Source organism: Marinomonas rhodophyticola, assembly GCF_026113935.1.
Taxonomy (GTDB): domain Bacteria; phylum Pseudomonadota; class Gammaproteobacteria; order Pseudomonadales; family Marinomonadaceae; genus Marinomonas; species Marinomonas rhodophyticola.
Genome location: NZ_JAPEUL010000004.1, coordinates 869049 through 894270, shown reverse-complemented (window position 1 = coordinate 894270; position 25222 = coordinate 869049). Strand labels below are relative to the sequence as shown.

General features: G+C 43.9%; 18 protein-coding genes, 4 rRNA genes and 1 pseudogene. 5 read left to right on the top strand and 18 right to left on the bottom strand.

Annotated elements, in window-relative coordinates; all coding sequences use genetic code 11:
* Window positions 1–23: 23 nt before the first annotated feature.
* The 17 genes from ONZ52_RS05190 to ONZ52_RS05110 all read right to left on the bottom strand — a co-directional run bounded on the left by ONZ52_RS05190 (window position 24) and on the right by ONZ52_RS05110 (window position 19463).
* Window positions 24–368, bottom strand: a complete 345-nt coding sequence (locus tag ONZ52_RS05190; RefSeq protein WP_265217646.1) for a GntR family transcriptional regulator — start codon at window positions 366–368, stop codon at window positions 24–26.
* A 46-nt stretch (window positions 369–414) separates the two neighbouring features.
* Window positions 415–1587, bottom strand: a complete 1173-nt coding sequence (locus tag ONZ52_RS05185; RefSeq protein ID WP_265217645.1) for a benzoate/H(+) symporter BenE family transporter — start codon at window positions 1585–1587, stop codon at window positions 415–417.
* A 50-nt stretch (window positions 1588–1637) separates the two neighbouring features.
* Window positions 1638–2387 carry a ZIP family metal transporter gene (locus ONZ52_RS05180; RefSeq protein WP_321160260.1) on the bottom strand — a complete coding sequence of 250 codons (750 nt, stop codon included), beginning with the start codon at window positions 2385–2387 and terminating at the stop codon, window positions 1638–1640.
* A gap of 435 nt (window positions 2388–2822) precedes the next feature.
* Entirely contained in the window at window positions 2823–3602 is a 780-nt protein-coding gene (ehuA, locus tag ONZ52_RS05175) for an ectoine/hydroxyectoine ABC transporter ATP-binding protein EhuA (RefSeq protein WP_111607622.1), read from the bottom strand.
* Window positions 3599–4276, bottom strand: coding sequence for an ectoine/hydroxyectoine ABC transporter permease subunit EhuD (gene ehuD, locus ONZ52_RS05170; RefSeq protein ID WP_265217644.1), 678 nt, complete (start codon window positions 4274–4276; stop codon window positions 3599–3601). The genes ehuA and ehuD overlap by 4 nt, the downstream gene beginning before the upstream one ends.
* The gene (gene ehuC, locus ONZ52_RS05165; protein WP_265217643.1) at window positions 4273–4845 is read right to left on the bottom strand and encodes an ectoine/hydroxyectoine ABC transporter permease subunit EhuC; all 573 of its coding nucleotides are present in this window, start codon (window positions 4843–4845) and stop codon (window positions 4273–4275) included. Before ehuC ends, ehuD begins: the two co-directional genes overlap by 4 nt.
* A 152-nt stretch (window positions 4846–4997) precedes the next feature.
* On the bottom strand, window positions 4998–5801 hold the full coding sequence (ehuB, locus tag ONZ52_RS05160; protein ID WP_265217641.1) for an ectoine/hydroxyectoine ABC transporter substrate-binding protein EhuB: 804 nt from the start codon (window positions 5799–5801) through the stop codon (window positions 4998–5000).
* Between the two features lie 287 nt (window positions 5802–6088).
* Window positions 6089–6217 carry a hypothetical protein gene (locus ONZ52_RS05155; RefSeq protein WP_265217639.1) on the bottom strand — a complete coding sequence of 43 codons (129 nt, stop codon included), beginning with the start codon at window positions 6215–6217 and terminating at the stop codon, window positions 6089–6091.
* 72 nt (window positions 6218–6289) lie between these two features.
* On the bottom strand, window positions 6290–7630 hold the full coding sequence (locus tag ONZ52_RS05150) for an ATP-binding protein (RefSeq protein WP_265217638.1): 1341 nt from the start codon (window positions 7628–7630) through the stop codon (window positions 6290–6292).
* Between the two features lie 79 nt (window positions 7631–7709).
* On the bottom strand, window positions 7710–8375 hold the full coding sequence (locus tag ONZ52_RS05145; RefSeq protein WP_265217637.1) for a response regulator: 666 nt from the start codon (window positions 8373–8375) through the stop codon (window positions 7710–7712).
* Between the two features lie 1531 nt (window positions 8376–9906).
* Window positions 9907–10021 (bottom strand): 5S ribosomal RNA (gene rrf, locus ONZ52_RS05140).
* Between the two features lie 162 nt (window positions 10022–10183).
* Window positions 10184–10298, bottom strand: a 5S ribosomal RNA gene (gene rrf / locus ONZ52_RS05135).
* Window positions 10299–10495: 197 nt separating this feature from the next.
* Window positions 10496–13384: ribosomal RNA gene (locus tag ONZ52_RS05130) — 23S ribosomal RNA — on the bottom strand.
* Window positions 13385–13723: 339 nt separating this feature from the next.
* Window positions 13724–15266, bottom strand: a 16S ribosomal RNA gene (locus tag ONZ52_RS05125).
* Together the 16S, 23S and 5S rRNA genes form the textbook arrangement of a ribosomal RNA operon.
* A gap of 383 nt (window positions 15267–15649) precedes the next feature.
* Window positions 15650–17167, bottom strand: coding sequence for a fumarate hydratase (locus tag ONZ52_RS05120; protein ID WP_111605967.1), 1518 nt, complete (start codon window positions 17165–17167; stop codon window positions 15650–15652).
* A gap of 164 nt (window positions 17168–17331) precedes the next feature.
* A complete protein-coding gene (locus tag ONZ52_RS05115; protein WP_265217636.1) occupies window positions 17332–18954 on the bottom strand; it encodes a DUF2786 domain-containing protein in 1623 nt (540 codons plus the stop codon).
* Window positions 18955–19016: 62 nt separating this feature from the next.
* Complete coding sequence (locus ONZ52_RS05110) at window positions 19017–19463, bottom strand: HIT domain-containing protein (RefSeq protein ID WP_265217635.1); 447 nt, start codon at window positions 19461–19463, stop codon at window positions 19017–19019.
* Window positions 19464–19548: 85 nt separating this feature from the next.
* On the opposite strand from ONZ52_RS05110, the gene ONZ52_RS05105 reads away from it, so the two are divergent.
* The 4 genes and pseudogenes from ONZ52_RS05105 to wrbA all read left to right on the top strand — a co-directional run bounded on the left by ONZ52_RS05105 (window position 19549) and on the right by wrbA (window position 23251).
* Complete coding sequence (locus ONZ52_RS05105) at window positions 19549–20418, top strand: SMP-30/gluconolactonase/LRE family protein (RefSeq protein ID WP_265217634.1); 870 nt, start codon at window positions 19549–19551, stop codon at window positions 20416–20418.
* A gap of 75 nt (window positions 20419–20493) precedes the next feature.
* Window positions 20494–22219: pseudogene (locus tag ONZ52_RS05100) on the top strand (proline--tRNA ligase).
* A 69-nt stretch (window positions 22220–22288) separates the two neighbouring features.
* Window positions 22289–22633 (top strand): arsenate reductase (glutaredoxin), encoded by a 345-nt coding sequence (gene arsC / locus ONZ52_RS05095; protein ID WP_265217633.1) that lies wholly within the window; start codon window positions 22289–22291, stop codon window positions 22631–22633.
* Window positions 22634–22648: 15 nt separating this feature from the next.
* Entirely contained in the window at window positions 22649–23251 is a 603-nt protein-coding gene (gene wrbA, locus ONZ52_RS05090; protein ID WP_265217632.1) for an NAD(P)H:quinone oxidoreductase, read from the top strand.
* 97 nt (window positions 23252–23348) lie between these two features.
* Here wrbA and cysB read toward each other — a convergent pair whose 3' ends face one another.
* Window positions 23349–24323, bottom strand: a complete 975-nt coding sequence (gene cysB, locus ONZ52_RS05085; protein WP_111605974.1) for an HTH-type transcriptional regulator CysB — start codon at window positions 24321–24323, stop codon at window positions 23349–23351.
* Between the two features lie 107 nt (window positions 24324–24430).
* Here cysB and ONZ52_RS05080 point away from each other — a divergent pair, with 107 nt between their 5' ends.
* Window positions 24431–25192, top strand: a complete 762-nt coding sequence (locus ONZ52_RS05080; RefSeq protein WP_265217630.1) for a sulfite exporter TauE/SafE family protein — start codon at window positions 24431–24433, stop codon at window positions 25190–25192.
* Window positions 25193–25222: the final 30 nt, after the last annotated feature.

The window sequence follows — 25222 nt, the reverse complement described above, 5'->3', positions numbered from 1 at the left end:
GCCTATCAGCAGGTCGATAAAGGCTATCGTGAAAACGCCAATTGAAGCTCGCCTCGACGAATAAGCGTTAAATTATTCTCATTCAACTCAACAAGAGAAAGCCTGGCCGATAGGATGTCATTCTTTGTAATGCGATCAAACGCTAAACTCAACAACTGACATTCTAATTCCGCTCTCATAAAAGAAAGATCTTCGGCTTCCTGCCAATTCAATTTAGGAACCATTACGCCAGCTTTACCATTTGGAACTAGCCACCCCTCATTTTTTAAAGATAATAATGCGTCTCTAATCGGAATCCGGCTTACGCCATAGCGCGCAGACAACTCATTTTGCCGCAGCGGAACCCCTTTTGGTAATTGGTTGTTCAATATGTCATCTTTAATTTTTTGGCAAATATCCACGTTATCAACCTACTTATTGCCATTTTATCTTACCGATTAGAAGACACACACCCCCTAATAGAATGCCCCAAAAAGCAGACGCAATCCCACCAAATGATAATCCCGAAACCGTTACCAAAAAAGTAACCAGTGCCGCTTCGCGATTAGCATCATCCGCCATGGCATTTTTTAAATTCATCCCGATGGTCCCTAATAAGGCGATACCTGCTAATGCTGCGACCATAGTGACTGGGAAAATTGAAAACAAGGCAACAACCGATGTACCTGCCAGCCCTGCTAACCCATAAAAAATACCAGCAGAAAGTCCCGCAATATAACGACGTTTAGGGTCTTTATGACACTCGTCACCAGAACAAATCGCAGCGGTTATAGCGGCAAGATTGAATGCAAAACCACCTAAAGGCGCTAACACAATCGATGTAAAACCTGTCCAACTGATCAAAGACGACACAGGTGTTTCATAGCCACTGCTTCGCATGACCGCGACACCAGGGATATTTTGAGATGTCATAGTAACAATGTACAAGGGTATGCCTATACCCAATAAAGCACTCAGATTCCACTCCGGCCAAACCCAGACCAAATCACCCACTTCTAAAGGAATGTTAGACACAATGGAAGTATCAGACCTTGCCAAGACATAAGTAACTCCAATCATCAACACGAATAACACAGCATAGCGAGGCACAAAACGCTTGCTTACCAAATAAGTCAGCAACATACTTCCGACAAGGAAAACATCACTCATCATTGAATCAAAAATCGAAAGACCAAACTTAAAAAGAACACCAGCCAACATAGCACAAGCAATTGGCAAAGGAACCAGACGCATCACTTTATCGAATAAGCCTGATACACCTGTTAATAGCGTTAACACTCCTGCGAAAATAAACACCCCTATTGCTTCGGTATAAATAATATTACCCAAACTAGTAGCAAGTAAAGCCGCACCAGGTGTGGACCAGGCTGTAATTACTGGAGACCGATACCATAAGGATAGAAAAAAACAAGTCGCTCCCATGCCAAAGCCCAATGCCATAATCCAAGAAATGATCGTACTTGAATCCGCACCAGCCGCCTGAGCGGCTTGAAATACGATAGCAACCGAGCTAGCAAAACCAATTAACACCGCTACAAAACCTGCAACTAATGCACTTAAACTCATATCATTTAAAATTCTAAGCACAACACTACTTCCTTGGGAATAAGCTAAATAGGACACTAACTATATTGCATTCAAACTATTTTTGTATACATTTTTGTTATCTTAATTATTGAGTAAGCATATAACCCACCAAACCCAACGCAAAACCCAATACCGCACCCATCGGTGGGGTACCAATGCTTTTCTAAAGGAACCTGTGGAGCAATATCTTGAAATACAGCGTATAGAATGCCGCCAGAAGCAAACAACATAATACCCGACACAATAGCGGGCCAATCAGATAACCACAAATACGCGATAACGCCAGACACAGGGCCACACAAAGCCAATACGGAAAAGCACAGGATAATAGTCCAAGGACCATAATCGGAAGACAATTTCAATTCTCGAAAAGCATTAAAGCCCTCAGGTAAATTTTGCATTGCAATCAAAACGGCAAGCAATGCGGCATTGACACCACCCAAAGCCAATGCGGCACCTAAAGCTAGTGATTCTGGAATAAAATCAGCTAACATTGCCACTAGCTGACTCATAGCGGTCTTCTTGTGAGATAAAAAGATATCTAGGCACATAAACATCATGCCACCTAAAAGAAACAATATAGCAGCAGCCCAAGTGGAAAAATGCCCAATCCCTTCAGGTACAAGGACTAGGGAAATGGCAGACAACAATGCACCACCACCAAAAGCCGTGATGCCGTGCATCAACTCTGTTTCTAGCCATTCTGGCGTTATACGCTCAAAATGCGCAATTAATGCCCCCAAAGGCATAGCCAAACCCGCAAATAAAGTCAGCAAAAGTAAACCATACAAAGGCGTCATATATTTGATACTCCATAATATATAGCGCCATTATCAGTGGAGAATGAGGGATTTGCTATCGTTATAAAATAAGGCGCTCGGTAGACGCCTTATTGAGTTATTAACACGAATAGACGCCTTATTGAGTTATTAACACGAATATAGGAAGGTCTTGCTAGGGAAGGTACGAATAAGTCTACTAAGACTCAGTCTTTCAGAGAAATCGTCAAATAAGGCGCGACTCTGAAGGAATGTAGATACCTTTCAAAGAGTCGCAACGATATGTGGCCTGTTACTTCTAATAGCAAGCTCCGAAAGACCCGCAGGGCATGGTCTAAAAGTCTGCATTCTTTGTTGAGCACCTCGAAAATAGAACCACGATTCACATTCGGCACTCACCTCGAACAACAGGCTTTTATCCACATGCTGAGGCAAGAGGGCTTGTTCGCATCGTCCCTAACTATTGTTACCAAGATAGGCATTTAGAAAGGCTTTTGTACGCTCTTCTTTAGGCTGCGTGAAAATCGTCTCTGGTGCCCCTTCTTCAACAATCGCACCATTGTCGAAGAAGCAAACTCTGTCACTAATTTCACGAGCAAAGTACATTTCATGGGTGACAAGTAGCATGGTAAAACTGTCTTCTTTAACCAGATTTCGAATAACATCCAAAACCTCATCAACAAGCTCAGGATCTAAAGCGGAGGTTATTTCATCCAGTAACAAAATGGATGGCTTCATGGCCAAAGCTCGAGCAATACCTACCCTCTGCTTCTGACCTCCCGATAAATCATTGGGGTAACTATCTGCTTTATCAGACAACCCCACTAATTTAAGCAGTTTTTCCGCTGATGCCTCGGCCTCCTCACGTGAAATACCTTTCACACGCATCGGCGCTTCAGTGATATTCCTCTTCACTGTCATATGTGGAAATAAGTTAAAATGCTGAAACACCATACCAAGATGGTGTCGCATTTTATGCAAGTGCTTACCGTTGGCAGGGACATATTGCCCCTGCCAAGGCATATGCCAAAGTGACTCACCCGCCACATTAATATAGCCACCATCGATGCCTTCTAAAGTCATCAAGATTCGCAATAGCGTGCTTTTACCAGAACCACTAGGTCCAATAATCGAAACGATTTCATTTTCTTCTACTTTAAAATTAAAATCACTGAAGATAACGGTATCGCCAAAGCACTTTTTAACATTTTTAAACTCAATAATTGGCGCGTTCATTTCAAACTAAATCCTTCTTTTGGAAAGCGTCTTTCAACCTGATGGATGCCGTAGGCTGCTGCTATACTAAATACAAGATACAAAATACCCACTAAGGTAAATGGTTCTAAATAGCGAAAATTTTCAGAGCCAATGATTTTTGCTATCTGCAACATTTCTAAGAGCGTAATTGCTGAAAGCTGAGGGGTTTCTTTAAACATCGCGATGATATAATTCCCTGTTGCGGGAATCATAGGACGTATAGCTTGAGGCAATACGATGTCTTTGTAAGTATCGAGCAAAGAAAGATTTAACGCCCTTGCGGCTTCCCACTGGCCTTTCTCAATACCATCAATCCCACTGCGAAAGACTTCTGATAGATAAGCGCCATAATGAAGGCCTAAGGCCAATACACCCGTTGCAAGCGGAGATAAACTGACGCCAAATTCTGGCATGACGTAATACAAAAAGAAAATCTGCACTAATAAAGGCGTACTGCGTATAAACTCGACTACCCAGTAAACACTAATACGCAGTAAACCTCTGTTGCTGCGACGAAGTAAGGCAAATACCAAACCCATAAAAATAGCAAAAATGCTGCCTAGCAAGGTGGCCAATAAAGTGACTTTTGCTGCGGACAAAATCATCGGTAACACTTCCCAGGTAAATGCCCAATCCCATTGAAATCCATTCATGAGTTAATGCCTCCACGACCTAAGCCCTTGCCCAAATGTGTTTCTAAGCGCCTAATGAAAAATACTAAGCACTGAGCAATTACAAAGTAAAATAATAAAACAACACCAAATATTTCCCCCACTTGTAAAGTAGTATCGGCCAATGACTTGGCTTTAAAGGTTAAATCACCGATCGTAATCAAAGAGACTAATGAGGTTGCTTTTACTAACTCAATAGCCAAATTACCAAAAGGAGGAATCATATTCACAAGAGCTTGAGGCATGATTATGCGCCATAAACGCTGAGAAGCCGTAAAATTGAGCGCAATTGAAGCCTCATACTGCCCCTTTGGAACGGCTTGAATAGCACCTCGAACGACCTCAGTGCCGTAAGAGCCAATATTTAACCCCAAAGCCACCACAGCAGCCGTCATTGCATCAATTGTGATACCAAAAAACGGCAACACGAAATATATCCAATACAACTGAATTAAAGCGGAAGTACCGCGAAAAAATTCAATATAAAAAATAGCAATTTGTTTGAAAGGGGCTGGTGCATAAAGACGAATCAATCCGAAACTAAAAGCCATCACCACAGCTAGGGTAGAGCCATCGCCACAATCTCTATTGTGACAATGGCTCCCTGGAGCAACACGGAGACAATTTCTCCAAATTCCATACGCTATTTCCCCAGTATTATTGGCATAATTCTTTTGCAGTCATACCACCTGGTGAGGTGTGTTTACCAAAACCATAGAGATTCAACCATCGCAATGTGTTCTTTAGTATCAACAAAGCTCGCTATTTTTTCATTAAATGCATCGCGCAAACTCGTATCGGCTGGGCGGAAGCCAAAACCACCATAACCCTTAATTTCTTCACCGTTGATAACCAAAGTTTTGAATGGCTGAGCTAACTCCACACGATCATCTTTTTGCCCTAAAGAGGCCATGGTTAAACTTGTTCCTGCAAGCGCATCAATGCGACCAGACTTCAATGCCGCCACACCAGAAGGATAATCAGGCAATGTAACGATTTTACTCATTTCAATACCAAAATCTCGAGCGTAGCCGTATTCTACCGCTCCAGACATAACACCTAATTTAACAGGCTTACTTTTAATATCATCATAACCATTCAATCCTTCTGGATTGCCATTTTTCACTAAAAAGCCCTCGCCAATACTGTATGTTGGGTTGGAGAATAAAATTTGTTCACAGCGCTTTGGCGTAATATACATACCGGCCGCAATAACATCGAAACGCCCTGCACGCAAACCAGGAATCAAAGAACCAAACTCCGTTACCACAACGTTTACATCATCCACGCCTAATTCATTTAAAACATGGACAGCAATGCTAGGCGCTTCACCCGCAGGCTTTCCATCTGATGTGGTGTAGCCATAAGGCACTTCGTTCGCCACCCCGATCGTTACCGTGCCTTCATCCTGTATTTTATCTAACGTATTTGCCACAACGGCAGTAGAGCAGAGAGCGAACACAATATTCGTTAGAGATATAATGTATTTTTGTAATGGTTTTTTCATAATAAACCTCATGTCACTTAGAAAAATGGTTAAAAAATCGCAATAAGTCTTTTTACCCTAAATAAAATGCACCAAATGATCAAGCATTATTTAGATCTGTAATCATTAGATCTCTTTTAAAACCCAATAAAAAAGGCAAACAATAAGGTGTTTTCTAAAAGAAACTTACCGAATTTTGGGCGCACATTGCGGGAGGGAATAACGCTAAGAAAGTAAATTTGAAAGGACAAGATTAGACGTTTGAAGCGGCCTAGTGATTGAGCCACTTCAGACCAATTGGGATGTTATCAATGTATTCTATCAATGCTGACCCAAGCATCCCAACCCTGCCATTCCTCTTGCAAGTTGGTATCAATAGAACGTCTTAGAGACAGAAATCCAGTCAATTTATGCAACATATTAACAAGCTCTTTCATTTTACTAATCTCTTCAATAATAGACAGATTCCAGCATAATAAGAGATCAAAATTAAATAAAATCGATACTGGCTAAGAGCCTAATACAGGTAAGCTATCTCTCTTTTGGTTGTCAAAAATTACAGACAAAACAGGCAACCTAACACATACGGTTAAGCCGTTAGGTTTCGTCTCCTGAAAAAATAATGAGCCTTGGTATTTATCGACAATATTCTTTACAATCGATAGCCCTAGGCCAGCCCCTTCAACTTCGCCACAACGGAAAAACCGTTCAGTCAACCGCTGTAAATCACCTTGATTCACCCCCTTACCAAAGTCGATAACGTTCAATTCGACTTGATTTCCAGATTGAGTCCAAGCGACGTGTATCATCGATTCATTAGGTGAAAACTTAATGGCATTACTGATTAAATTTTGCAGCAATATCTCGATATGATTAGGCTCTACATGACAATTCCACGATTTATCATCCTCAACGTCTAAGCTGATCTCAATATGTTTTTTCCATGCTAAAGGAAGAATCCCTGCAATCATTGAGCGACTAATGGCTAACACATCAATTTTTGTTTTTATGACAGTTTTTTGATGCTCAAGTCGAGCCAACGCAAGGAGTTGAGATACAATTCTTGTTGATCTATCCACCCCGAGTGTCAACTGCAATAAGGATTGATTTCGCTCCAGATCATTCTCTGCTGATGCGGCGTTCTCGGCATGCACTCTAAGAATACTCAGAGGTGTTCGTAATTCGTGAGCCGCATCGGCAATCCATCGCTTTTCCCTTTCCATTAGAGAATCAATCTCCATAAGCAACCCATTTAAAGCGTTTTTTACAGGCAGCAACTCTTCAGGAACATACGACATTTCGATAGGCTCTAACTTATTCGGCGTAATCTTTTTAATTCGTTGAGCAAGCTGTTGGAGTGGCTCAAGGCCAAAGCCCACCGCAGCCCACACTAAAATAGCCAAAACAGGCCAAGCTAAAATTTCAGGGAAAAGTGTTTGAAAGACGATCTGATCGACAATTTCTCCTCTCACATCAGAACGCTCTGCAACAATCACCTTAAGGTTACCCGCCATTTGGCTTAAGGTAAATGTACGCCATTGATAATGGTCTGCTATGGCATTACCGTAGCCATCAGTGTCTTCTTCTTGTTGCAATAATGTCATTGAATCTGACGCGATTTTTAGCTCATCATCACGCCAAATTTGATAAAAAATCTTGCTTTCATATTTATGACCAACGGATGGGTCTGTGTTTGCTTCATCAATTAACAATGGTGATATGGCATTTACGTTCGAATCAAGCTTTTCAATATTCCCTGATAAAGTAAGCAATAACCTAGCTTGCTGAGCCAATCTTGCATCGAACAGCTCCTCAACTTCATGATTCGCAAACAATAAACCTATCAGCATAACAACAATACTTGTTATGCTAAAAAGGCACATCACAAAGAAGAGCGTTCTTTTCCTAATCGAACTCAGAATTTGCTTATTAACCCATTTCTTGATCAACAACATAACCTATACCTCGTATGGTGCGAATCAAATCAGGCGATAGTTTCTTACGCAAATGATGAATATGAACTTCTAATGCGTTACTTTCAACATCATCTCCCCATCCATACATCAGCTGCTGCAGGATGTCTCTCGTAAATACATGTCCAGGCTGACTGATAAGCTCATGAAGCAAAGCATATTCTCGACGTGTTAAACTCACCTCTTTGTCGAGATAGGTGACTTTATGGCTCGCAGGATACAAAACAAGTCCCTTATAAGAAATCTCACTGATCGCTCGACCATAACTGCGGCGTAGTAAAGCTCTAGTCCTTGCCTTCAACTCAGTGACATCAAAAGGTTTTATAAGATAGTCATCAGCCCCCAGATCTAAGCCAGCTACTCGATCTTCTAATGCATCTCTGGCTGTCAATATTAAGACCGGCACCGCATTTTCATTTGCTCTTATTTGCTTCAATACTGCTAAGCCATCTAATCTTGGCAAACCTAAATCTAATACCACTAAATCAAAGACTTCATTAACTAACGCTTCTAATGCATGGATACCATCATGAAGCAAATCTACCGTATATCCTTCACGCTTTAATGCCGTCACCAAACCGTCAGCCAAAGAAGTATCATCTTCTACTACAAGTATACGCAAACCCAATCCTTCTCTCATAAATACGCCAAAGCAGAGCCAAAAACACGATTTAATCGCACTTTTCCTATCGCTCTTTGACATGCGTTAATCAAACCACTATAAGTAAAAAAGGATAGTAGAATTGCACTCTAAAGACATCATAATTTGACAATAACAGCGGCTGTAAACCGATATTTTCGACTGAATCGAAAGTTGAACACTTCATCTTTTTACCTCTCCCCAAATCACCCATACACTAAAATCTTATATAAAAGACAAACTATTGAAACAAACCAATCATAGCAACGCCAAAGCAGGCAAACTGAAGACTTGAGACTCATCAAAGACGATAATAGAAAAATTATCGCTTTATACTTTATGGCAGAAGCATTCCGCACTATAACCAAACAAGCTTAAGCAGAACTTAGCATTATCAGTCTGAAGATTTAATCTTCCCTTAAGAAACATATCTTATTATTTCCATGATAACGTTTTTTTTAGCAAAATGGCTAGCAGAAAACGTGTCACTCTCAGCCAACTTAGAAGTATATTGTAATAGCAACTATCCTAAAGTCCTGAACACACAGTGAAGCGTAAAGTCAGTACCTGCCTTTCACAAAACGCACCATATGCTTATCACCCGACGAGATACAAAGGCCTATGAAACGACATGATATAAAAAAGCCCTGACAGTATGAACTATCAGGGCTTTCTTAATTAGATCTTGATAACGACCTATGCTTATCCCCTTGTGGGACTCTTACATGCTAAGCTCTTATAAAAAGCCCCACACATCGAGCGCTATAGGTTCACTAAGGGTATTTTGAACAAAAAAAACCCTGACAGTATGAACTATCAGGGCTTTTCTTAATTAGATCTTGATAACGACCTATGCTTATCCCCTTGTGGGACTCTTACATGCTAAGCTCTTATAAAAAGCCCCACACATCGAGCGCTATAGGTTCACTAAGGGTTATTTTGAACAAAAAAAACCTGACAGTATGAACTATCAGGGCTTTCTTAATTAGATCTTGATAACGACCTATGCTTATCCCCTTGTGGGACTCTTACATGCTAAGCTCTTATAAAAAGCCCCACACATCGAGCGCTATAGGTTCACTAAGGGTTATTTTGAACAAAAAAACCTGACAGTATGAACTATCAGGGCTTTCTTAATTAGATCTTGATAACGACCTATGCTTATCCCCTTGTGGGACTCTTACATGCTAAGCTCTTATAAAAAGCCCCACACATCGAGCGCTATAGGTTCACTAAGGGTTATTTTGAACAAAAAAAACCCTGACAGTATGAACTATCAGGGCTTTCTTAATTAGATCTTGATAACGACCTATGCTTATCCCCTTGTGGGACTCTCACATGGGATCTCCCACACTACCATCGGCGATGGCGAACGCCGTGGCATGTAAAAAGTCACTTCTGAGTTCGGGATGGGATCAGGTGGTTCAACGCCTCTTGTTTTGTATTAAAACTCGCTTTTTGAAAACAAAAAAAAGCCCTGATAGCTGAAGCCATCAGGGCCTTCTTAATTAAATCTTGATAACGACCTACTCTCACATGGGATCTCCCACACTACCATCGGCGATGGCGCTTTTCACTTCTGAGTTCGGGATGGGATCAGGTGGTTCAACGCCTCTATGATCATCAAGAAAACTGGTTTGCTTTATTAGCAACTGTCTAATAAAACCAAATTCTCAACTGCCTAATATAATAGGACTTAAAATATAAAGCTTGACGATAAACTAGTGTCACATGCTTATCTATCAAAAATAGACCCACATTACAGTGTGGATCTATTTCTTAAATATAAAGCTTGACGACGACCTACTCTCACATGGGATCTCCCACACTACCATCGGCGATGGCGCTTTTCACTTCTGAGTTCGGGATGGGATCAGGTGGTTCAACGCCTCTATGATCGTCAAGCAATTCGTTTTGCGTTTTGTTCTGGCTGGACTCTTTTCGTCTCACCACAACACGCGAATACGTGCTTGGATCTTTAACAATTCATTTTGAAATAGTGATAACCAAGTATCAAACCGATGCTCATCATTGCTGATGCTTTATCGTAATCTGTGTCTGTGATTGTAGCGTTTCCGCTTTAAAAACCACTTTGGTGTTATATGGTCAAGCCTCACGAGCAATTAGTATTGGTTAGCTCAATGCCTCACAGCACTTACACACCCAACCTATCAACGTCCTAGTCTCGAACGGCTCTTTAGGGAACTTATGTTCCAGTGAGATCTTATCTTAAGGGAGGCTTCCCGCTTAGATGCTTTCAGCGGTTATCCCGTCCGAACATAGCTACCCGGCAATGCCACTGGCGTGACAACCGGAACACCAGAGGTTCGTCCACTCCGGTCCTCTCGTACTAGGAGCAGCTCCTCTCAAATCTCAAACGTCCACGGCAGATAGGGACCGAACTGTCTCACGACGTTCTAAACCCAGCTCGCGTACCACTTTAAATGGCGAACAGCCATACCCTTGGGACCGGCTTCAGCCCCAGGATGTGATGAGCCGACATCGAGGTGCCAAACACCGCCGTCGATGTGAACTCTTGGGCGGTATCAGCCTGTTATCCCCGGAGTACCTTTTATCCGTTGAGCGATGGCCCTTCCATACAGAACCACCGGATCACTAAGACCTACTTTCGTACCTGCTCGACGTGTCTGTCTCGCAGTTAAGCGTGCTTTTGCCTTTACACTCTATGCATGATTTCCGACCATGCTGAGCACACCTTCGTGCTCCTCCGTTACTCTTTGGGAGGAGACCGCCCCAGTCAAACTACCCACCACACAGTGTCCTCGATCCGGATTACGGACCTGAGTTAGAACCTCAAACATACCAGGGTGGTATTTCAAGAGTGGCTCCACGGTAACTGGCGTCACCGCTTCAAAGCCTCCCACCTATCCTACACAAGTAGGTTCAAAGTTCACTGTGAAGCTATAGTAAAGGTTCACGGGGTCTTTCCGTCTAGCCGCGGATACACAGCATCTTCACTGCGATTTCAATTTCACTGAGTCTCGGGTGGAGACAGTGTGGCCATCGTTACGCCATTCGTGCAGGTCGGAACTTACCCGACAAGGAATTTCGCTACCTTAGGACCGTTATAGTTACGGCCGCCGTTTACTTGGGCTTCGATCAAGAGCTTCGCTTGCGCTAACCCCATCAATTAACCTTCAAGCACCGGGCAGGCGTCACACCCTATACGTCCACTTTCGTGTTTGCAGAGTGCTGTGTTTTTAATAAACAGTCGCAGCCACCTGGTATCTTCGACCGACTAGTGCTTACGGAGCAAGTCCTTCACACCGGCCGGCGTACCTTCTCCCGAAGTTACGGTACCATTTTGCCTAGTTCCTTCACCCGAGTTCTCTCAAGCGCCTTGGTATTCTCTACCTGACCACCTGTGTCGGTTTGGGGTACGGTTCCTGCATATCTGAAGCTTAGAAGTTTTTCCTGGAAGCATGGCATCAACCACTTCGCCCAAAAGAGGCTCGTCATCAGTTCTCGGTCTTAAAAGGTACCGGATTTGCCTAAGCCCTAAACCTACCGCCTTAAACACAGACAACCATCGCTGTGCTGGCCTAGCCTTCTCCGTCTCTCCATCGCAATATGCACGAGTACAGGAATATTAACCTGTTTCCCATCGACTACGCATTTCTGCCTCGCCTTAGGGGCCGACTCACCCTGCCCTGATTAACATGGGACAGGAAACCTTGGTCTTCCGGCGGGGAAGTTTTTCACTCCCCTTATCGTTACTCATGTCAACATTCGCACTTCTGATACCTCCAGCCTGCCTTACAGCTTGACCTTCAACGGCTTACAGAACGCTCCTCTACCATGCCTAGTAAACTAAGCATCCGTAGCTTCGGTGTACAGTTTTAGCCCCGTTATATCTTCCGCGCAGGCCGACTCGACTAGTGAGCTATTACGCTTTCTTTAAAGGATGGCTGCTTCTAAGCCAACCTCCTAGCTGTCTAAGCCTTCCCACATCGTTTCCCACTTAACTGTAACTTTGGGACCTTAGCTGACGGTCTGGGTTGTTTCCCTTTCCACGACGGACGTTAGCACCCGCCGTGTGTCTCCCGTAATTGCACTCATTGGTATTCGGAGTTTGCATGGGGTTGGTAAGTCGGGATGACCCCCTAGCCCAAACAGTGCTCTACCCCCAATGGTGAGATACGAGGCGCTACCTAAATAGCTTTCGAGGAGAACCAGCTATCTCCGAGCTTGATTAGCCTTTCACTCCTATCCACAAGTCATCCCCAGCCTTTTCAACGGATGTGGGTTCGGTCCTCCAGTTGATGTTACTCAACCTTCAACCTGCTCATGGATAGATCGCCCGGTTTCGGGTCTATTCCCAGCAACTAAACGCCCTATTAAGACTCGGTTTCCCTACGGCTCCACTACATGTTTAACCTTGCTACTGAAAATAAGTCGTTGACCCATTATACAAAAGGTACGCAGTCACGGAACAAGTCCGCTCCCACTGCTTGTACGTACACGGTTTCAGGATCTATTTCACTCCCCTCACAGGGGTTCTTTTCGCCTTTCCCTCACGGTACTGGTTCACTATCGGTCAGTCAGGAGTATTTAGCCTTGGAGGATGGTCCCCCCATATTCAGACAGGATAACACGTGTCCCGTCCTACTCGTTTTCATGATTAAGGTGTTTTCGTATACGGGGCTATCACCCTCTATCGCGGCACTTTCCAGAGCCTTCTACTAACACCAAAACCACTTAAGGGCTAATCCCCTTTCGCTCGCCGCTACTTAGGGAATCTCGGTTGATTTCTTTTCCTAAGGGTACTTAGATGTTTCAGTTCCCCTCGTTCGCCTCCTCACAGCTATGTATTCACTGTGGGATACTCTACAAGTAGAGTGGGTTCCCCCATTCGGACATGTTCGGATCAAAGCCTGTTTATCGACTCCCCGAACCTTTTCGCAGATTACCACGTCCTTCATCGCCTCTGACTGCCAAGGCATCCACCGTGCACGCTTGGTCACTTGACCATATAACCCAAAATAGTTTCGGATCACATACCAAAGGGCTTTTGTACCCCTCTGGATTTACGATTTAGAAAGTCATCTAGGTTAAAGATGCTTTCCACCGGTTTGACGCTTGATTATCGTCTATTTCAAAATTCGAATTGTTAAAGAGCAAGTTTAGTGCAAAGCACTAAGTCAGAGACTAAACCATCACTTGCGTGACGCTTTGTTTAGTGTCTTGCTTCAAAAGCTTTGATCGCTAAGCTTTTCTAAACTAGATACTGTATCTCGCCAATGAATAATCATTAAGCTCCATACACATCAGATAATTTGTGTGAACGCTCACCAGAGGTTTCTATCGTTTAAGGAGGTGATCCAGCCCCAGGTTCCCCTAGGGCTACCTTGTTACGACTTCACCCCAGTCATTGACCACTCCGTGGTAAGCGTCCTCCTTACGGTTAGACTACCTACTTCTGGAGCAATCAACTCCCATGGTGTGACGGGCGGTGTGTACAAGGCCCGGGAACGTATTCACCGTGACATTCTGATTCACGATTACTAGCGATTCCGACTTCATGGAGTCGAGTTGCAGACTCCAATCCGGACTACGACGTACTTTCTGGGATTCGCTTACTCTCGCAAGTTCGCAGCCCTCTGTATACGCCATTGTAGCACGTGTGTAGCCCTACTCGTAAGGGCCATGATGACTTGACGTCGTCCCCACCTTCCTCCGGTTTGTCACCGGCAGTCTCCTTAAAGTTCTCGGCATTACCCGCTAGCAAGTAAGGATAAGGGTTGCGCTCGTTACGGGACTTAACCCAACATTTCACAACACGAGCTGACGACAGCCATGCAGCACCTGTCTCAGAGCTCCCGAAGGCACAAACACATCTCTGCGTTCTTCTCTGGATGTCAAGAGTAGGTAAGGTTCTTCGCGTTGCGTCGAATTAAACCACATGCTCCACCGCTTGTGCGGTCCCCCGTCAATTCATTTGAGTTTTAACCTTGCGGCCGTACTCCCCAGGCGGTCTACTTATTGCGTTAGCTGCGCCACTAAGTCATTACAACCCAACGGCTAGTAGACATCGTTTACGGCGTGGACTACCAGGGTATCTAATCCTGTTTGCTCCCCACGCTTTCGCACCTCAGTGTCAGTATTAGTCCAGGGTGTCGCCTTCGCCACTGATGTTCCTTCCTATATCTACGCATTTCACCGCTACACAGGAAATTCCACACCCCTCTACCATACTCTAGCCTGCCAGTATCGGGTGCCATTCCAAGGTTGAGCCCTGGGATTTCACATCCGACTTAACAAACCACCTACGCGCGCTTTACGCCCAGTAATTCCGATTAACGCTTGCACCCTCTGTATTACCGCGGCTGCTGGCACAGAGTTAGCCGGTGCTTCTTCTGGGGCTAACGTCAAGATAATTGGGTATTAACCAATCACCCTTCCTCACCCCTGAAAGTGCTTTACAACCCTAAGGCCTTCTTCACACACGCGGCATGGCTGGATCAGGCTTGCGCCCATTGTCCAATATTCCCCACTGCTGCCTCCCGTAGGAGTCTGGGCCGTGTCTCAGTCCCAGTGTGACTGGTCATCCTCTCAGACCAGTTAGAGATCGTCGCCTTGGTAGGCCTTTACCCTACCAACTAGCTAATCTCACGCAGGCTCATCTAATAGCGGAAGGCTCCGAAAAGTCCCCTCCTTTCCCCCTCAGGGCGTATGCGGTATTAGCATGCGTTTCCACATGTTGTCCCCCTCTACTAGGTAGATTCCTACGCGTTACTCACCCGTCCGCCGCTCGTCACCCAAGAAACAAGTTTCTCCGTGCTACCGCTCGACTTGCATGTGTTAAGCCTGCCGCCAGCGTTCAATCTGAGCCATGATCAAACTCTTCAGTTAAAAAGTTTGCTTACTCAAAATCTATTACACTAACAATAACTTAATCATTTCATCATCCCGAAGAACAACGAAACAACATAAAGCGAATTGACGTGTTAGACGTTTCGCAAGACTTCAATTTTTTTGACCATCTCGAATCAGTTAAAAACCAATCCGGACAATCTTCTGAAGCCTCCAGCGAGCGCCCACACAAATTATCTGATTATTTATTTTAAAGAGCGTCACCACACACGTTGTGCGGCTGAGGTCGTGTATAATACAGACTATTTATATCTATGCAACCACTTTGCAAATAAAAAAACACTACAAAAACAAAAAAGTCACTGCGCCGATCAACGCAGTGACTTTTTTTAAAACTTTTAACATAGCCTTTTTAAAATCGACTATTTTATTTCGAGCGCTTGCGCTTCAATTTTCGCCTTCCATTCAGCAGGCCCAGTAATATGCACAGATGTCCCCATGGTATCTACCGCCACAGTGACTGGCATATCGACAACATCAAATTCATAGATAGCCTCCATTCCTAACTCTGGAAAGGCCACCACGTCTGCTTTTTTGATCGCCTTAGATACCAAATAAGCCGCGCCACCAACAGCCATAAGGTAGACAGCGCCAAACTCTTTAATCGCCTCAATGGCTACAGGACCACGCTCAGACTTACCAATCATACCAAGCAAGCCCGTTTTATCCAAAATGGTGCGAGTAAACTTATCCATGCGAGTCGCCGTCGTTGGACCAGCAGGACCTACCGCCTCATCCCTTACTGGATCAACAGGACCTACGTAGTAGATAAAACGCCCTTTAAGATCAACAGGAAGCTCTTCGCCGTTAGCCATCATCTCAACCATTTTCTTATGCGCGGCATCGCGACCCGTCAGCATTTTGCCATTTAACAAAATCGTTTCGCCAGGCTGCCATTCCTTAACCTGTTCCGGTGTAATGGTATTCAAATCTACTCGACGAACACTCTCACCAACCTCCCAAGTAATTTCTGGCCAATCATCCAATGACGGTGGAACTAAATCTGCAGGACCAGAACCATCAAGCACAAAATGCGCATGACGAGTAGCTGCACAGTTTGGAATCATAGCAACAGGTAAAGAAGCGGCATGCGTTGGATAATCCATGATTTTCACATCAAGAACCGTTGTCAAACCACCGAGGCCTTGCGCACCGATACCTAAATTATTCACTGCATCAAAAATAGCCAGACGAAGCTCTTCAACACGAGTTTGAGGGCCACGAGCTTTCAATTCGTGGATATCGATTGGCTCCATCAAAGATTCTTTCGCCATCACCATGGCTTTCTCTGCTGTACCACCAATACCTATGCCAAGCATACCTGGAGGGCACCAACCCGCCCCCATAGTAGGAACTGTTTTCTTAACCCATTCAACGATATCATCAGAAGGATTCAACATCGCCAGTTTGGATTTATTCTCAGAACCACCACCTTTAGCAGCGACGTGAACTTCAACCGTATCACCAGGCACGACCTCCATGTGAATCACAGCAGGCGTATTATCTTTGGTGTTTTTACGAGCGCCAGCAGGATCAGCGAGAATAGAAGCACGTAAGACGTTATCTGGATGAAGATAAGCACGGCGCACACCCTCATTAATCATATCAGTGACGCTTCTTGTGCTCTCCCATTGCACATTCATTCCTATCTTAACAAATACAGTAACAATACCGGTATCCTGACAGATTGGACGCTTACCTTCTGCACACATACGAGAGTTAATAAGAATTTGTGCCATCGAATCCTTCGCAGCCTTACTTTCTTCTCGCTCGTACGCTTCATGTACTGCTTTTACAAAATCCAAAGGGTGATAATAAGAGATAAACTGCAACGCGTCTGCAACGCTATCAATCAGATCATCTTCTTTAATAATGCTCATGCTTCTCTCCTGCCGAGTCTCACGATTAAATCGAAAACGAAATGGTAAAAGATGCAGCCCTGCAAGGAAAGCATTAAGGTGGGTTTTAAAAAAATATACCCCTCATCAATCAAATGAATGAGGGGTATATAGAGGAAAAATTTGGCACACTACACCTAAGATCATTAACGGTTAGCTTTTTGCTCTCTATCCGACTTCGGCTTTTGTACCGAGTGCTGAATGTACTCTTCTAAAATTTGAGCGGTAAACTTCTCACGCTCTGGTAAGGAAGAGATTCTCTCCGCCTCCCAATTAATCAAGCGAATAAAAACCGAATACTTTTTAATGAATCCATAACCAATATCCCTTACACCTATACCATTAACTTCCATCAAGTAAGTCACTTGTTCTAAATTTTTCTGCGTTTCAAACTGCCCACCTTCACTAGCAGCGATAAGCAAACGCTGAATATGCTGTATCGGATTTTCTGACGCTCGAGACTCTTTTTTGGCTTGGCTGGAGGTTAAGAATTTATCCAACATTTCTTCCGTATGCGCTTCTCTTGCATGCACATCTGCAATACTTGCCGATTCACGCTCCAACAACCGAATAAACAAACTCTTATTTTTTATATCTGAAAACTCTAAATCTTTAAGAGATAAGCCATTGGTTGACATAATATCAATAACCTTCTCGTATGATGCCGTTGCTTCTGCACCTACAGAGACAGCCAACACAAGGTGCCGACGCAACTCGTGCATAATTTTCGCCGCCCTGTAATCCTCTTTACGCTGCAAATGCTGCCTAAAGGATTCTTTATTTTTTGCCAAAGCATGACTAATTGCATCATACCCTTGAACAGCCTCTTGCTCTTCTTTCAAACGCTCCATGCGAACTTTAGTACAACTACTTTCCCAAGCCTCGTAAGATTTAGCCCTAGCCTGAAAAGCACGCTCAATGGCCTCTTCAAAACTCTGCTCAATACGAGCTCGCTCAGAGCGCTCCTGCACTTCATTTTGCTCATGCTCATAACGCTTCTTTTTCTTAAGCTGCAAATTCTCTTGTGCAAGAAGAAGCTGCTGATTTAACGCCTCTATGTCTGCTTGAACCTTGATTTCATCAAAGTCAACAAGCTTTTCATACACCTTAGACCAATAGCCATCCTCAACAAATGGCACATTTGGGTTGCTAGTTGCGTATTGCGTTTTAAGCGTCTCAGTAAACTCATATCCATCAGGACGAAAAGCTTTTGTCGCATTAATAACATTGTCACTAGACGTATAAATAGTTGAGCTATCTTGTCCCCCATCGTTCACAACAGACTGAGCTGCCATTTCCACACCTTCCAACATATTTTCCGGCACTACATCATCAACACTAAAACATTCACTCTCAATTTCAACATCGTCAACGTTATCAGCAGTAAATGAATCACGAAGCACCTCTTCGGCACCTTGGTAACCTGACAAATCTATATCATCCAAAATAGTGCGAGCCGATTCATAAGCCCTACTAGCATCGCTACTTTTTTCACTGAAACGCCGCTGATAAACAGACCCTTCTGAAGACGATTTGACCGCACTCTCTTTTTGATGGCGTGGCGCAGCCCCGCCCCAACTTACACGATAAAGCATGGATCGATCACACAACTGCAAAATGGGTAACTCCCTTTGAGCCACCTGATACTGCCTAATTAGAGACTCCGCATGACGCAAAGCCATAACAGATTCACTTGAATTAGTCGAAGTCGCTAAATTTAATAATTTAACCACTTTTTGTATGGCCTTCTTCCTTTTGCTAATGCTCATAAAACATGCTTTCCAAGTTGGCTAATTTTCACTCAGTATAGATTATAAGTTGAGATATTTGTTCAGTAATAGAGCTCTGCGTCATCATCGCTCGGCAACGTCAAATCATCACTCAACAACGAATGAACCTTTTGCAATATTTCAGCCAAGTCTTCCTTTCCATAAGGAACGGCCGACAATTTACCCCAAACTGGTGCTGGCCAGCATGGATCTACTTTATAACGTACAATATGATGCACATGCAGCTGTGGCACTTGGTTACCAATAGCGGCAATATTAAGCTTAGTGGCGGAAAAAGCATCGTGAAGCGTTTCCGCCAAAAGGCAACTTTCTGCCATCAATTGTTGACGATCTTCCTCTACCAGTTGATATATTTCAGTAATATCATTTCTTTGAGGTACCAAAATAAACCATGGAAACTGAGCATCATTAATGAGACGAAGCTGACACAGTGAAAAGTGCCCGACAAGAATAGAATCACGACTCAATACTGGATCTAACTCAAACATCTTTACATCTTCCTATTTACAAAAAAGGCTTTAATAAGCACTATAGCATCCTATTTTCTAAAACTCTCAGAGACTTGGAGGCCGCATGACTGATATGCAGTGCGCTGTAAATGCACAAGCAAAATTAGCCGAATGTCCTCGTTGGGACGAACGTACTCAAACGCTCTATTTTGTCGATATAGATTCTTTCATACTATACGCCTATGACACAAAATCCAAAAGCCTAGCACATCGTAAATTTGATGAAGAAATAGGCTGTTTTTCACTAGACGAGCAAGAAGGCTTTGTCGCTGCGTTTCGCTCTGGCGTTTACACATTCGAACATTTTAATGCCGAGTTAAAACCCTACTGGCTCGCTTCTTACGATCAAAAAACTACACGTTTTAATGATGGCCGATGTGATGCAAAAGGACGCTTTTTAGCGGGTACTATGTACTCTCCAAAAGACGCCTTCAATGGCGCCCTGCATCAGTTCAGTCAAGGCAAAGAAACGCTTATAGATCAAGCGGCATGGACCTCCAATGGCCTAGCATTCTCTCCTGACAATACGATTATGTACTACTCTGATACTCCGAACCATGTGGTTTATCAATTTGATTATGACTTAGCAAGCGGTGTCGCAACAAATAAACGCACCTTCATTGAATTTCCTCGAGGTAACGGCCGACCAGATGGTGCCGCTGTTGATAGCGAAGGAAACTACTGGTCAGCACTTTACCAAGGTCAGCGCGTTGTTAAAATTAGCCCTCAAGGGAAGATTTTAGAAGAATATCCCGTTCCTGCCACCTATCCAACAATGGTTGCTTTTGGCGGACCTGAAATGAAGACATTATTTGTGAGTACTTGTCGTGCCGCACAAACCGAAGAGGAACTAAAGCAGTTCCCAGAAGCTGGCGGGATTTTTGCCATTGAAACCGATGTAACGGGCCAAATTGAGCCTCGCTTCGCAGGCTAAAACCTTTAGTTTTATGATTACACTTAAATCTGCAACTTAACATTAATCACTTAACCTTAAAGTACAAACATTATTATGCGCGCAAGCAATTATTTATTTTCCACACTACGTGATGCCCCAACGGATGCAGTTGTTACCAGCCATCAGCTTATGATTCGCGCGGGCATGATTCGTCAAGTCTCTAAAGGCTTATATACATGGCTACCAACAGGCTTAAAAGTTTTCCGCAAAATTGAAAACATTGTTCGTGACGAAATGGAGAAAGCCGGCTCACTTGAAGTGATCATGCCTGGTGTTCAACCTGCAGAGCTGTGGCAAGAAACCGGACGCTGGCAGAAATATGGCCCAGAATTGCTTCGTCTGCAAGACCGCCACGGGCGCGACTATTGCCTTGGCCCAACTCATGAAGAAGTCATTACTGAACTGGCTCGCAATGAATTGACTAGCTATAAACAGCTACCAATGAATTTCTTTCAAATACAGACCAAATTCCGCGATGAAGTTCGCCCTCGTTTTGGCGTAATGCGTTCTCGCGAGTTTTGCATGAAAGACGCATACTCTTTTCACGTTGGCGCTGAATCACTACAAGAAACGTATGATGTCATGCATCAAGCGTACTGCAATGTATTTGATCGTATTGGTTTAGACTATCGTCCTGTTCGTGCTGATACAGGCAGCATTGGTGGCGCATACTCACATGAATTTCATGTGCTAGCAGACTCCGGCGAAGACGACATTGCTTTTAGCGACTCCTCAGATTTTGCGGCCAACATTGAACTTGCCGAAGCAATTTGTCTAAAACAAAAAGCCGACGCTCCAACCCAAGAGATAAAAGAAGTATTTACGCCCGACTGCAAAACTATCCAAAAAGTGGCTGAATTCTTACAAATCGATGTTACTAGCACAGTAAAAACCATGCTAGTAAAGGCTATTGACGAAGACAACCAACCAACAATTGTTGCTCTTGTGTTGCGTGGCGATCACAACATCAACGAAATCAAAGTAGAAAAATTAAACGGCATTCTCTCTCCTTTTGAATTTGCTGATGAAGCCGACATTATTGCTAAAATAGGCTGCGCTCCCGGCTCCATTGGACCAAAAGGTCTAGCAGAAAAAGGCATTCGTGTTATTGCAGATCGTTCAGCCGCTGTCATGTCCGATTTTTGTGCTGGCGCAAACAAAGACGACTACCACTTTACTGGTTTAAACTGGGAACGCGATTGCGCGGCATTTGAAATTGCTGATATCCGTAACGTTGTAGAAGGTGACCCATCACCAGATGGTCAAGGCACTATTGTCATCAAACGCGGCATTGAAGTGGGCCATATTTTCCAACTTGGCCAACAATATGCTGAAGCCCTTAAAGCCACCGTTTTAGATGAAAATGGTAAAGCGCAAGTCATGCACATGGGCTGTTATGGCATTGGTGTTTCTCGTATTGTTGCAGCAGCAATCGAACAAAATTTTGATGAAAAAGGTATTTTATGGCCTGAAAGTATTGCGCCATTTGATATTGTCATCGTGGCAATGAATTACGACAAATCCGAAGCTGTACGAATAGAATGTGATCGCTTATACGCAGAACTTAAAGCGAAAGGCTTAGACGTATTACTAGACGACCGCAAAGAACGCCCAGTGTGTTAAATTCGCGGATTGCGAACTTCTAGGCATCCCGCATCGCTTAGTTGTCGGAGATAAAGGGCTTGAAAAAGGCACCCTAGAATACAAATATCGCAAAGCAGGTGAAAACGAAGACATCGCAATTGCCGATGCTGTCGATTTCATTTTAAGCAAAAAATAAAATCGACAAGCCTGATGGAAGCATCTGCCTCTGTCAGGCTTTTTTATAATCGCTACAAATGGACCCCGCATGACGACTATTTACCACAACCCTCGCTGCTCTAAATCTCGACAAACCCTACAACTGCTCGAAGAAAATAATATCCAGCCCACTATCCGCCTATATTTGCAAGACACACCCAACCTAGAAGAAATTAAAACACTTGTGACCCAGCTTGCGATAACACCGCAGGCACTCATGCGCACAAAAGAAGCCATATTCAAAGAACTTGGCCTAAGCACACACTCAACAGACGAAGAATGCCTGCAAGCTATGCATTCCCATCCAATTTTAATAGAACGCCCTATCGTCATACACAACAACAAGGCAAAGATTGGCAGACCACCTGAAGATGTTTTGACTTTATTTAATTAACAAGGAAGTACGGAAATGACCCAGTCACCTTACGTATTAGTTTTATTTTACAGTCGTCACGGCTCAGTTGCCGAAATGGCAAAACATATCGCTCGTGGGATCAACAAAGTTGGTGACATCGAGGCAAAGGTACGCCAAGTTCCCGAGGTATCCGACACCACAAAAATCGCATCACCCGCCCTGCCCGATGCAGGCGCCCCTTATTGCACCTTGGAAGAACTCGCAGACTGCGCAGGGCTTGCTATCGGCTCACCTTCCTACTTTGGCAGCATGGCCGCCCCACTAAAACATTTTATCGATCAAACTTCGACATTATGGTTAACGGGAAGATTGATAGACAAACCCGCTTGCGGCTTTACCAGTGCGAGCACCATGCATGGCGGACAAGAACAGTGTATTCACAGCATGATGACACCATTACTGCATCATGGCATGGTTTGGCTTGGCCTTCCGTATAAAAACAAAGAACTGATTAACACAACGGCTGGCGGAACCCCTTATGGCGCCAGCCACCTAGCAAATAGCACCAACGAAACCGCTTTGACAGATGATGAAAAAGCACTCTGCGAAGCGCAAGGAAAGCGCATTGCTGAAATGGCAATAAAATTGCAAAAATAATCTTTTTGATCCCTCCAAAACCAATAAAAAAGCCGTCGCACAAGACATTCTGCGGCGGCTTTTTTAACACCCTACACGCCTAAAAAGGCGCTTAACGTCAGTGCCTTGGAAGCTCAATATCCTTGAATAACAATTCAACCTCTTGTCGGTTTCCTGCCGCCATCGCCGCCATCACCAAGTCCTTTGTCAGATGCGGGGCAAACGACTCAATAAACCTATACATATAACCTCGAATAAATGTACTGCTCCGAATGCCTATTTTCGTACAACTATCAGCAAAAAGATGAGAGGCATCTAAAGCAACCAAATCGGCGTCTTGCACAGCATCATGGGCCATTGAAGCCACAATACCTACACCAAGCCCCAAACGAACATATGTCTTTATGACATCAGAGTCGGCGGCAGTAAAGACCACATTTGGCTGCAAATCGGCTTGTTGAAAAGCCTGGTCTAGCTGCGACCGCCCAGTAAAGCCAAATACATATGTAACAATAGGATATTCAGCCAGAGCTTGTAAGGTGAGCTTTTTAACCTGTGCCAAAGGGTGTCCTTTTGGCACCACTACAGAGCGATTCCAAGTATAACAAGGCAACATCACCAAATTACCAAACAACTCCAAAGCCTCGGTTGCAATCGCAAAGTCCACAACCCCATCGTTGGCCATTTCAGCGATCTGCATTGGTGTACCCTGATGCATATGCAGGCTGACGTCGGGGTAACCTTCAATGAACTGATTTATCACCTTAGGCAGGGCATATCGTGCTTGCGTGTGAGTTGTTGCAATATCAAGAGAGCCTTTACGTTCGTCACTAAACTCTTTCGCGACACGCTTAATATTTTGTGTCTGACTCAACACTTCGCCAGCTAACGCAATGATTTTTTCACCCGCTGGTGTAATGTGCGTCAAGTGCTTTCCACTTCTCGCAAACACCTCCACACCCAACTCATCTTCTAGCAGACGAATTTGCTTACTCACGCCTGGTTGTGACGTATATAAACTCTGTGCAGTCGCAGAAACATTTAAGTCATGACGCGCCACTTCCCATATGTACCTAAGCTGTTGTAACTTCATTGCGAGCCTTATTCGAAAAAGAGTTAAAAACATAATAAAATATTACTTTATAGAATAGTAAAAAACCTCTAGTGTTGCCAGCTTAAATAACCTTAATGTGGCTTTCTATGGATTTTATTTGGTATGTTTTTGCTGGCGCTGCTGTTGGGTTAGCGGTCGGCATCACGGGCGTGGGCGGTGGCTCACTGATGACGCCACTTTTGTTAATGTTTGGCTTCCCACCTCATATTGCCATTGGTACAGACCTTATGTACGCAGGGATAGCCAAAAGCACTGGTGTCGTGATGCACACTAAACGCGGCAATGTGAACTGGAAAATTGTTTTCGCTATGGCAGCAGGCAGTATTCCCGCATCTTTCATCACAGTATGGGCATTATCAAGATTTGAAAAGCCCGATCATTATCAAGAGATACTCACCAGCACATTAGGCGCGATGTTAGTTTTAACCGCCATCGTTATACTATTCAGAGCCAAACTGACCAAAACATTCAGCTTCAATATGGCAGAAAGTAAAAGCACAAAAATTGTCTTCATCTGTGGCTTTATTTTAGGTGCCCTTGTTACACTCACTTCCGTGGGCGCTGGTGCTTTAGGCACGGCTATAATGATGATACTGTTTCCCGCCATGAGAGCAAAAAACATTGTAGGGACAGATCTAGCTCACGCCGTGCCCCTTACCCTCGTTGCGGGTACTGGACATATTTTCTTGGGCAATGTTGATTACACCTTACTGGCCGCCCTTTTAATTGGCTCTATCCCGACCATCTATATTGGAACCCGCATCGCAAGCCATGTTCCAAATCATGTATTACAGCCTTTATTAGCCTCTGCCTTACTCTCTTTTGGAGTAAAATATCTTTTCTTCTAAAAAGTCAAAAAATCACAGCTAAGCGGTTCA